Here is a 10340-nt window from a genome sequence, read left to right as displayed (position 1 = left end):
TGAACCCACGACCCCTTGGTTCGTAGCCAAGTACTCTATCCAGCTGAGCTACAGCCGCAAAACTTACTCTTCACCATACTGCATGAAGTCACAACTTGTTTCCATCAGCAGACGGACGCCACTGATGGTTGATACTGGTGCGGCTGGCAGGAATTGAACCCACGACCCCTTGGTTCGTAGCCAAGTACTCTATCCAGCTGAGCTACAGCCGCAAAACTAGTACACTTCACTCACAACATGAAGCTTGAAACTCTTACTTGAAACCAGAGAAACTCTGATTCCTGAAATGTTGGTGCGGCTGGCAGGAATTGAACCCACGACCCCTTGGTTCGTAGCCAAGTACTCTATCCAGCTGAGCTACAGCCGCGCAGGCAAACATTATAGCGTATTCGTTTCGCTTTGAAAAGTTCGATTTTTCAATCGCTTAGCCGTGTTTTGCAAAGTACCGCACTGCAAGACCCAACCCTTTTCGCACCTGAAAAGCTGACGCCATTCGCACCGTCGTTTTCCGCTTTCACGGAAGGCCTCCAGTGCTTCGAGAAGTTGCTGTCTCGAAAGAAGCGGGATTATAGGGACTGCATCACTGCCTGTCCAGTGCTATCTGTACAAGCCTGGCAAATCACGCCTGCAGGCGGGTTGACGGGATGCTCACAACATTGGAAATGTGACAATGGCAAGCGTGTGGAGTCCAATTTGATGTTGGGGCTACAATGACTGCAACGCCTGCATGCAGCGCGGGGCTGGTACTATTCATGACAGCTGTTTCATCATGACCCATTTATTTGAACTCAGCGACGGTAGCCCGCATCGCCTGCCCGCCAAGGTGCGGCGATGGACGTGGAGGCCCGCCACACAGGATTTCCGATGGTTAAGCATGACCTCCAGCAGAACCTGCCCCCTTCCCCGGCGCCGACTAGCCTGCCGGATGCGGGCCTGGCCAATGTGCTCGACAGCATTACCGATGGCTTCTGCGTGCTCGATGCGCACTGGAACATACGTTATATCAATACGCGCGGCGCCGAGATGCTGGCGCCCGGGCACGTCCCGGGCACCGCCCTGGCGGGCGCCAGGCTGTGGCAGGCCTGTCCTGATTTGCAGGGCACGGAACTGGAAACGCATTTCCGGCGCGCCATGGCGCTACGGCAAAGCGGCAGTGTCGAATTGTTCCATGCGCCGCTGGAACGCTGGCTGGAAGTGCGCATCTTTGCCGCCGCCGATGGCCTGACCATCCAACTCCACGATATCAGCCAGCGCCGGGCCACCGAAGACAGCTTGCGCCAGAGCGAAGAAGACTTGCGCGCGCTGGCCGACTCGATCCCGCAACTGGCCTGGACCGCCAATTTCGACGGCACCATGGCCTGGTATAACCAGCGCTGGCACGACTACACGGGCACCACGCCCGGCGAGATGGAGGGCGAAGGCTGGGACAGGGCGTACGACCCGCATTACCTGCCGCAGATGCTGGAGGGCTGGAAAGCCGCGTTGCACAGCGGCACGCCGTTCGAAATGGAATTCCCCATCCGCGGCAGCGACGGCCAGTACCGCTGGTTTCTCACGCGGGCCAATCCCGTGCACCGCGGCGGGCAGCTGCTGCGCTGGTTCGGCACCAGCACCGATGTCGATGAAGTCAAGCATGTGGAAGAAGCGCTGCGTGACGAAACGCGGGTGCTGGAATTGCTCAATAACACGGGAACCACGCTGGCCGGCACGCTCGACCTGCCCTCCTTGCTGCAAGAAACCGTCGACGCCGCCACGCGCATCAGCGGCGCGCGCTTCGGCGCCTTTTATTATGATGCCGAGCACGAGGCCCATCCCGCCGGCGAGCCCGGCAGCGGCGCCGAACCGCTGCTGCCGGTGGCGCAGGCCGTCAATGGCCTGACGGCGCGGCAGGCCGAAGCGATCGCCGTTGATCTGCGCATGGGGCCGGCCACGCGCCACAACGATTTGCAGACGGCGCAAGGCGACGGCAATGGAAATGGCGACGACGGCGCGCCCGAGCTGCGCAGCTGCCTGAGCCTGCCTGTGCGCTCACGCTCGGGCCAGTTGCTGGGCCGGCTGCTGCTGGGCCATCCGCAGCCGGGCATGTTCAGCCTGCGCAGCGAACGCATCGTCGCGGCCATCGCCGCCCAGGCCGCCGTCGCGCTCGACAATACACGCCTGTACGTGGAAGCGCGGCGCGCCGCCGAAGAACGCAAGGTGCTGCTCGACAGCGAACGCGAAGCGCGTGCCGAGGCCGAACGCACCAACCAGCTGAAGGACGAATTCCTGACCACCCTGTCGCACGAATTGCGCACGCCGCTGTCGGCCATCCTGGGCTGGGCGCAGGTTTTGCGGCGCGGCACGCGCGACCAGGCCGATCTGCACCGCGGACTGAACAGCATCGAGCGCAATGCGCGCGCCCAGGCCCAGCTGATCGAAGACTTGCTCGACATGAGCCGCATCACGTCCGACAAGGTGATGCTCGAGATGCAGACCATCGTGCCGGCCACCGTGATCGCCTCGGCGATTGAAACCCTGCGGCCGGCCTTTGATGCCAAGCAAATCACCGTGCACACGCAGATCGCCGACAACGCCGGTACCATGACGGGCGACCCCAGCCGCATGCAGCAGGTGATCTGGAATCTGTTGTCGAATGCGCTCAAGTTCACGCCCCAAGGGGGCAAGGTCGATATCAGCGTGGTACGCGACGGCACCCGTCTGGTGCTGACAATCGCCGACAACGGCATCGGCATCCGCGCCGACTTCCTGCCCCATGTGTTCGACCGCTTCCGCCAGGCCGACGCCTCGACCACCCGCAAGCATGGCGGCCTGGGCCTGGGTCTGGCCATCGTCAAGCACCTGGTGGAGCAGCATGGCGGCACAGTGGCCGCCAGCAGTGCCGGCGACATGCAGGGCGCCACCTTTACCGTGCGCCTGCCCGCCGACAGCCGGGCACCGGTTGTGCCCCACGACAGTGGGCAGCCGTCACCGCCACAGGACCTGGCCGGCGTCAGGGTGCTGGTAGTCGACGACGAGGCCGATGCGCGCGAACTGGCAGAACGCATCTTGCGCGACGCCCATGCGCAAGTCATCAGCGCCGCCAGCGCCGAAGAAGCACTGCAGTTGCTGGACAGCACACTGCCCGATGTGCTGGTGAGCGACATCGGCATGCCCGATATCGACGGTTTCGACCTGCTGGCGCGGCTGCGCGCGCGCGCCAGCGGCCAGGGCGGCGACCTGCCCGCGCTGGCGCTGACGGCGTTTGCGCGGCCTCAGGACCGCCAGCGCGCACTCGACAGCGGTTTCCAGGATTACATCGCCAAGCCACTCGATCCGGCCGCACTGCTTGCCGCCGTGGCCTGGCTCGCCGTGCCCGGCGCCGGCAAGGCTGCTGACGGGAAGAAAAATTGAGGCAGGAAAAGTGATGCAAAGAAATAAATAATTCAGGTCAAAAATTCATTAATCTGGTTTAGACTTCCTACTTTCAGACGCGGCACTGTCCTACAAGCAACTTCAAACCCGTTTGCTACACTGGATCAGACAAGCGCAGCTATCCACAAGTACAGGCACGCCAGCTTGCCATGCAAGCATAAACCGGACACATCCGCTTCCGTGCGCCCCATCTTGATGCAAGCGGTTACTATCGTCGCGCTCCTTCGCTGGCCGCTGTCGCCGCGTACGATGCTTGCGATGACCTTACAGAATTCACCGGGACACCCCATGCCAAGCCAAGATGAAATTTTGAAAGCCAAGATTTTGGTCGTTGATGATTCACCGGACAATGTCGACCTGATGCTGGAAATCCTGCGCGAGGCCGGCTACAGCAACGTCACGGCGACCATGCGCCCAGCCCAGGTCTGCCCGCTGCACCTCGAACATTGCTACGACCTGATTTTGCTGGACCTGCAAATGCCCGAATTGAACGGTTTCCAGGTCATGAAAGGCCTGAAGGAAATCGAACACGGCGGCTATCTTCCGGTGCTGGCGCTGACGGCGCAGCCGAGTTTCAAGATCGCCGCCCTGGAAGCGGGCGCGCGCGACTTCATCAGCAAACCGTTCGACCTGATGGAGGTGCACAAGCGCATCCATAACATGCTCGAAGTGCGCCTGCTGTACAAGGAACTGGCGCAATACAGCAAGCAGCAGCAGGAACTGGCGCTGCACGACCCGTTGACTGGCCTGCCCAACCGCCGCCTGCTGGAAGACCGCATCGAACACACCTTGCAGCATTCGGCCCGCGTGCGCGGCAAGTCGGCCATTCTGTATCTCGATCTCGACGGCTTCAAGGCCATCAACGATACCTATGGCCACGCTTATGGCGATGAAATCCTGAAACTGGTGGCGGCGCGCCTGGTCAGCGCCTCGCGCAAGGAAGATACGGTGGCGCGCATCGGCGGCGATGAATTCGTCATCGTGCTGGGCAACCTGGCCGGCAAGGGCGACGCGCGCGAACCGGCCGCCAAGCTGATCGAAGTCATTTCCGAACCGTATTTCATCAACGACCTGACCTTGCGCCTGTCGACCAGCATCGGCATCAGCATCTACCCGGACGACGCCACCACCGTCGACGCCCTGCTGAACGCAGCCGACACGGCGCTGTACGAAGCCAAGCGGGCCGGCAAGAACCGCTATTGCTGCGCGCCGCACGACCTGGCCATGACACAGGCCAACACGCACGGCGTCAGCTCGCTCGCCTGAATCAGCATCGTCTCCCATGAAAAAAACCGGGATGGCGCAACTGCGGCATCCCGGTTTTTTTATTCCAGCAATCAGGCTTACTTCGACTTCTTGCCTGCCGCTTCTTCGTGCTTGCCAGCATGCTGGTGATCGAGCTGTGCGCTGACTTTTTCAGGCGCCACTTCGATGCGCGTGATGCCGGCGTCGACCGAAATCGGGTCGCTGGCCGGGAACGTCATTTCGACGGCGTCGTCAAGCAGCTCTTCCTTGGCTTTTTCTTCGCCCGTCATGCCTTCTTCGTCAGCCAGGATGGCCAGCGCGCTGGCCCATTTGACGAAGTTGAGGTTGGCCAGTTCACGTACCGTGGTCACGCCGAAGGCCTGGGTCAGGGCCTTGGCATCCTTGGCGCTCACGCCACGCAAGGCGCTGATAGGGGCGTTCACGATGTCGCGGAAGCTTTTGGCACAGTATTCTTGATCTACAATGGTATCGATATTCATGGCATGTCCTTTCGTTTGGTGAGGGCCGGTACTGCGCCCGGGCCGCAATGGCGGCGGTGCCGCATCTGCTGCAAGGCTTGCGCACAGTCTTACTATGGCAGGCGCGCACGCCCTGGTATGTGCGCAAGCGTACGCACAGTGCACAGTCCAACGCTCCCTGCCCATCACGATATTAACCAAAAGACATCATGGTTATCGGAATGTCAGGAATTTTCCTGCCATGCGCCCCGCAACGAAATCCTCATGTATGATCCCCTCATTTCGTCGACATCTTTTACCATTCATGGGGCGCCATGTCCGCAAAAACAGATCAGAGCAATGAAGCGGTCCACCCCGATGCGGCGCGTGCCGCCGATCTCAGCGAATTGCTGGGACACATCAATACGAGCTGGGACAACGAACGGCGCTTGCTGTCGCGCCAGTTGCATGACAGCCTGGGCTCGTCGCTGACGGCGCTGACCATGCATCTGTCGCTGCTGACGCAAAAAATGCCGCAGGAACCCGTGCTGCTGGACCGTGCGGCAACAATGAAGCAGCTGCTGTTGAATGTGATCGAAACCAACCGGCAGATGCAGATCAAGCTGTGGAATGACAAGCTGGAGTTTTTGGGCGTAAACGTGGCGCTGGGCGAACTGGCGGCGCAATTTGCTGCACAGCATAAAATCACCGTGCGCTGCAGCCTGCCCGAAGATGAACTGGTCTGCCCGCGCAACGTGGGCGTGGCCCTGCTGCGCACCCTGGAAGAAGGGCTGGCCAATATCGCGGCCCATGCCCAGGCCACGGAAGTGGACGTCATCGTCGACGACAATGACGAGGCGCTGATGATGACGGTCAAGGATAACGGCGCCGGCTTGCCAGCGAGCTTGCCATACGGCGAGCCCGCCGACATGCACAAGCATGGCTTGCGCGCCGTGCGCGAACGGGTCGGCTACCTCGGTGGCACCATGGCGCTGTCGGCCAATCCGCAAGGCGGCACGGCGCTGACGGTGGTGCTGCCGCGCAGCGCGGGGCAGTAACCGTCTTTACCTGGCACGCTCGCCGGCGCGCGCATCGCAGCCGATGCGCTTCATGGGAAAATCAATGGTGGTCAGCTTCCCTTTCAAGGTGCCGACGATGCTGGCATGCACGATACGGTCACTGATGTGGCGATAGATGATGCGGCTGGGGAAATCATTGTCCAGGTTGGCAAAGACGAATTCATCCGGCTTGTCCTGGCGCAGCAGGTTGAATTCGACCGGCGCCGCGCCTGACGACTGCACGATATAGGCCAGCTGGCCCGGCACGGTCAGGCGGATCTGCACGAATTCAAAGGCAGTGGTCTTGCCGCCCTTGACGGTACGGCTGGCGCCCAGGATGGTGCCGCCAGCGGCCGTGCTCCATTGTTCTCCGGAACCGGGCTCGGCACCATCGACCTGCCAGCAGCCACTCAGCCAGGCCAGCCTGGCCACCGTTTCCGGCGGCGGTGCAGCCCTGGTGGCGGCCTGTGCCAGCCCCCATGCCGAACACAACGCTACTGCAATCAGCATCTTCAACGATTGTTTCATCTTGTCTCCGGTAGGGGGCTTGGGATATCAGTGCAGCTTGACCTGCGGCGTGCTGCGCTTGATCAGGAAGCGACCCATGGCCATCACGGCCGTGCGCACGCTGCCCAGCACGGCGTTGTGGTGCATCAGGTGCAGGCTGACATACATCATGCGCGCCACAAAGCCTTCGACAAACCAGCTCAGGCCCTTGAGCGAACCCATCAGCGTACCGACCGAGGTCGTGCGGCCGAACGACACCAGCGAGCCGTAATCGAGGTACTCATAAGGCTTGGTTTGCGGCGGCTTGCCCTTCGCCTGCAGCACAAAGGTCTTGCGCAGGTAATCGGCCTGCTGGTGGGCAGCCTGCGCGCGCGGCGGCACCAGCTTGCCATTTTCGCCCATGCAGGCGGCACAGTCGCCCAGCGCATAGATATTTGCGTGGCCCTGCACATTGAGCATCCCCGTCACTTCAAGCTGGCCGGCACGATTCGTCGGCAAGCCCAGGGTGGCGAGAAATTCGGGGGCGCGAATGCCGGCCGCCCAGACCACGATATCGGCTGCGTAGCTGGCACCGTTGGCAACATTGACCTTGTCGGCGTCGATCGACGTGACGCGCGTATCGGCTGCCACGGTAATGCCATGCTGCAGCAGCAATTTGTTGGCAGCGCGCGAGACGCGCTCGGGCAGCGGCGCCAGGATGCGCGGCGCGCCTTCAAGCAAGGTGATGCGCACGTCCTTGATGGCGTTCAGGTTCTGGAAACCATACGCCGCATACACATCGCTCGCTTCGCGCAGTTCGGCCGCCAGCTCGACGCCGGTGGCGCCGCCGCCGATGATCACGATATCGACCCCGGGGTGGCCGGCGTCGCCACGGCGCTGCTCGGCCATGGCCAGCAGTTTCAAGAGGGTCAGGCGGAACCGCTCGGCGTCTTCGGTGGCATTGAGGGAAATCGTGTTTTCCTGCGCGCCCGGCACGCCGAAATAATTCGAGGTGCTGCCGACGGCCAGCACCAGCTGGTCGTAGCCGACTTGCCGCTCGGGCAGCAACTGCTCGCCCTTGTCACTGGCAATCGCGCCCACCGTCAGGCTGTTCGAGGCGGCGTCGAGGCCGATCAGGGGACCGTACACATAGCTGAAGCCATTATCGTGCGCCAGCATCTGGTAGGACAGGCCTTCCTGGTGGATATCGAGCGTGCCGGCCGCCACTTCATGCAGCGAAGGCTTCCAGATATGGTAGAGGCGGCTGTCGACCAGGGTCACCTGGCCGGCGCCGAGCTTGCGGCTGAGTTTACAAGCGAGCTCAAGCCCGCCTGCCCCGCCACCGACGATAACGATTTTACTGTGCAAAGGTCCTCCTGGATGATTGCTTAATTCCTGTGTCCATTGTCCCGGTTGCCATGACCGTTGCCGTGTCCCCTGTCATTGCCGGGCCGGTTGTCATGGTGGTCACGGTCACGGTCACGTCCATGACCGCGGTCCGGTCCGTGATCCGGACGGCCATGCTGCTGCGGATGCGGCCTGTGCATGGGCGGACGCGCATGCTGCTGGCGGTAACGGGGCGCATACTGATTGTTATACCAACTATCCTGGACAAAATAAACTTCCTGGTTACAGGCATTATACCGGCGGCAGTTTTTTGACCAGTTTCTGGCGTGGCCTGGCGGCACGCGCAGGTAGATCGGACGCGCCGAATAATATTGCGGGCGTTCGATGATGACTGGTTGGGCGTAGATCAATTCCGGTGCTGGATAGTTGCCCACATCGATACGCCCGTAAAAGCCGGGCTGGCCGATGCTGACCGTGACGGCGGCAGTGGCGGTGGCCGCGCTGGCGGCGGCCAGCAACAGGCTGGCGGCAAGAACGAAGGTTTTCATGGGGGCACTCCTTATAAGATGCCCCGATTGTAGTGCTCCGAGTAAAAGTCGTATGTTCGCAAGGACACATAAGCAATCGCGGCCCGGCAAGCGGGCCGCGCGGAACGGCGCTGCTCTCAGGCGAGGCGGCGCATGGGCTGCGGCCGTGCAGTGGATGGACGGCGCAGCGGCGTGACATTGCTGGCCGGCGCGGCCAGCGTGCTGCCTTCCAGGCGAAACACGCTGACAATCTCGCTCAGGGCCGTGGCCTGGTCCTGCATCGATTCGGCGGCGGCCGCAGCCTGCTCCACCAAGGCCGCGTTCTGCTGGGTCACCTGGTCCATTTGCACGATGGCCATGTTGACCTGCTCGATGCCGGCACTCTGCTCGCTGCTGGCGGCGGTGATTTCCTGCATGATGTCGGCTACCCGGCGTACGCTGCCGACCACTTCGTCCATCGTCAGGCCGGCGTCGCGCACCAGTTTGCTGCCGACTTCGACTTGCTCGACCGAGTCGCCGATCAGGGCCTTGATCTCTTTTGCCGCTCCGGCGGACCTCTGCGCCAGGTTGCGCACTTCGGCCGCCACCACGGCAAAGCCACGGCCTTCCTCGCCGGCACGCGCCGCCTCCACCGCCGCATTCAAGGCCAGGATATTGGTCTGGAAGGCAATCCCGTCGATCACGCTGATAATATCGACGATCTTGCGCGAGGAGGCGTTGATCGACTCCATGGTCTGCACCACCTGCCCCACCACGGCGCCGCCTTTGCCGGCCACCTCCGAGGCGGCGCCGGCCAGGGTATTGGCCTGGCGCGCGTTTTCCGCATTCTGGCGTACGGTGGAAGTCAGCTCTTCCATCGACGAGGCGGTTTCTTCGAGCGAGCTGGCCTGCTCTTCCGTGCGCGAGGACAGGTCGAGGTTGCCCTGGGCAATTTCACTCGATGCGGTGGTAATGGTTTCGGTGCCCGAACGCACCTGGCTGACAATGCCGACCAGCTTGTCGCGCATGGTTTTCATGGCAAACAGCAAGCTGCTGCTGTCGCCGCTGCGGGTCCGGATGACCACCGTCAGATCGCCTTCGGCAATCGCGCCGGCGATCTGCGCCGCATAGCCCGGCTCGCCACCGAGCTGGCGCGTCAGGCCGCGCGTGATCAGCGCGCCCAGCGACAGTCCGGCCGCCACGCTGCCCAGCACCAGTGCGAGCATGAAGCTGCGGCTGGTCCGGTAGACACTGCTGGCCTGCTCGGCCGCTTCTTTGGCGCGCACTTCCTTGCGTTGCGACAGTTTGTCGAGCACGCTGTCGAGTTCATCCGCATGCGCGCGTGTACGATTCAGCAAGTCGGTCAATTCCGGGCTGCGCTGCGCCAGCGGCGCGGCGGCCGCCATCGTCAGCACCTGCGCCATGCTGCTGGCATAATCGGCCTCCACCACGGCAAAGCGGGCAAACAATTCCTTGGACGACTGCGAGACGAACAGCGGCTGCGCCTTGGCCAGGTTATCCTTGTTAGCGGCCAGAAATTTGGCAATATCGTCGCGGCGCATGGCGCGCTCTTCATCGGTGGTGGCCAGCAAAAAATTACTGCGCGCGCGGCCCGCCTTGATCAGGGCGATATTGGCTTCCTTGATATACGACAGGCCCAGCAATTCATTGTGGTACATCTGGCTGGCCATGGTGTCGATCTTGCCCATGTTATAAATTCCGATGCCGGCCACGATGGCGCCCAGCAAGGCCACGCAAAAGAACGCCGCCAGCAGGCGCGTTCCCACTTTCATTTGATTCAACATTTTCTCTCCATTCTTCAGCATTGC

The 10340-nt window shown here is 62.0% G+C and carries 8 protein-coding genes and 2 tRNA genes; 3 read left to right on the top strand and 7 right to left on the bottom strand.

The genetic code is table 11. The features are described 5' to 3' along the window. Positions 1–135: 135 nt before the first annotated feature. Both AC0Z42_RS27545 and AC0Z42_RS27540 read right to left on the bottom strand, forming a co-directional pair. Positions 136–212, bottom strand: a tRNA-Arg gene (locus tag AC0Z42_RS27545). A 78-nt stretch (positions 213–290) separates the two neighbouring features. Continuing rightward, positions 291–367 (bottom strand) — tRNA-Arg (locus AC0Z42_RS27540). A gap of 497 nt (positions 368–864) precedes the next feature. On the opposite strand from AC0Z42_RS27540, the gene AC0Z42_RS27535 reads away from it, so the two are divergent. Continuing rightward, a complete protein-coding gene (locus AC0Z42_RS27535; RefSeq protein ID WP_485471252.1) occupies positions 865–3390 on the top strand; it encodes a hybrid sensor histidine kinase/response regulator in 2526 nt (841 codons plus the stop codon). 309 nt (positions 3391–3699) lie between these two features. Then, positions 3700–4677, top strand: a complete 978-nt coding sequence (locus AC0Z42_RS27530; RefSeq protein WP_485471251.1) for a response regulator — start codon at positions 3700–3702, stop codon at positions 4675–4677. Between the two features lie 77 nt (positions 4678–4754). On the opposite strand, the gene AC0Z42_RS27525 is transcribed toward AC0Z42_RS27530, so the two are convergent. Then, entirely contained in the window at positions 4755–5099 is a 345-nt protein-coding gene (locus tag AC0Z42_RS27525) for a hypothetical protein (protein WP_485471250.1), read from the bottom strand. A 350-nt stretch (positions 5100–5449) separates the two neighbouring features. Here AC0Z42_RS27525 and AC0Z42_RS27520 point away from each other — a divergent pair, with 350 nt between their 5' ends. Further along, a complete protein-coding gene (locus AC0Z42_RS27520; RefSeq protein WP_485471249.1) occupies positions 5450–6172 on the top strand; it encodes a sensor histidine kinase in 723 nt (240 codons plus the stop codon). Positions 6173–6178: 6 nt separating this feature from the next. On the opposite strand, the gene AC0Z42_RS27515 is transcribed toward AC0Z42_RS27520, so the two are convergent. The 4 genes from AC0Z42_RS27515 to AC0Z42_RS27500 all read right to left on the bottom strand — a co-directional run bounded on the left by AC0Z42_RS27515 (position 6179) and on the right by AC0Z42_RS27500 (position 10316). Further along, positions 6179–6700 carry a DUF6265 family protein gene (locus AC0Z42_RS27515; protein ID WP_485471248.1) on the bottom strand — a complete coding sequence of 174 codons (522 nt, stop codon included), beginning with the start codon at positions 6698–6700 and terminating at the stop codon, positions 6179–6181. Between the two features lie 27 nt (positions 6701–6727). Beyond that, entirely contained in the window at positions 6728–8026 is a 1299-nt protein-coding gene (locus tag AC0Z42_RS27510) for an NAD(P)/FAD-dependent oxidoreductase (RefSeq protein ID WP_485471247.1), read from the bottom strand. A 20-nt stretch (positions 8027–8046) separates the two neighbouring features. Next, entirely contained in the window at positions 8047–8553 is a 507-nt protein-coding gene (locus AC0Z42_RS27505) for a hypothetical protein (protein WP_485471246.1), read from the bottom strand. Between the two features lie 116 nt (positions 8554–8669). Continuing rightward, positions 8670–10316: a methyl-accepting chemotaxis protein gene (locus AC0Z42_RS27500; protein WP_485471245.1), complete on the bottom strand. Its 1647-nt coding sequence runs from the start codon at positions 10314–10316 to the stop codon at positions 8670–8672. Positions 10317–10340 lie beyond the last annotated feature (24 nt).

Source organism: Janthinobacterium sp. 1L-D-8-B-C4 (assembly GCF_057291295.1).
Note: the sequence above shows the minus strand (reverse complement) of the source record. Positions and strands in the feature narration are given on the sequence as shown.

Excerpts from the sequence above, each read along its gene's own strand:
- AC0Z42_RS27535 (WP_485471252.1), top strand. The coding sequence starts at position 865 with ATGGTTAAGCATGACCTCCAGCAGAACCTGCCCCCTTCCCCGGCGCCG.
- AC0Z42_RS27530 (WP_485471251.1), top strand. The coding sequence starts at position 3,700 with ATGCCAAGCCAAGATGAAATTTTGAAAGCCAAGATTTTGGTCGTTGAT.
- AC0Z42_RS27520 (WP_485471249.1), top strand. The coding sequence starts at position 5,450 with ATGTCCGCAAAAACAGATCAGAGCAATGAAGCGGTCCACCCCGATGCG.
- AC0Z42_RS27515 (WP_485471248.1), bottom strand. The coding sequence starts at position 6,700 with ATGAAACAATCGTTGAAGATGCTGATTGCAGTAGCGTTGTGTTCGGCA.
- AC0Z42_RS27505 (WP_485471246.1), bottom strand. The coding sequence starts at position 8,553 with ATGAAAACCTTCGTTCTTGCCGCCAGCCTGTTGCTGGCCGCCGCCAGC.
- AC0Z42_RS27500 (WP_485471245.1), bottom strand. The coding sequence starts at position 10,316 with ATGTTGAATCAAATGAAAGTGGGAACGCGCCTGCTGGCGGCGTTCTTT.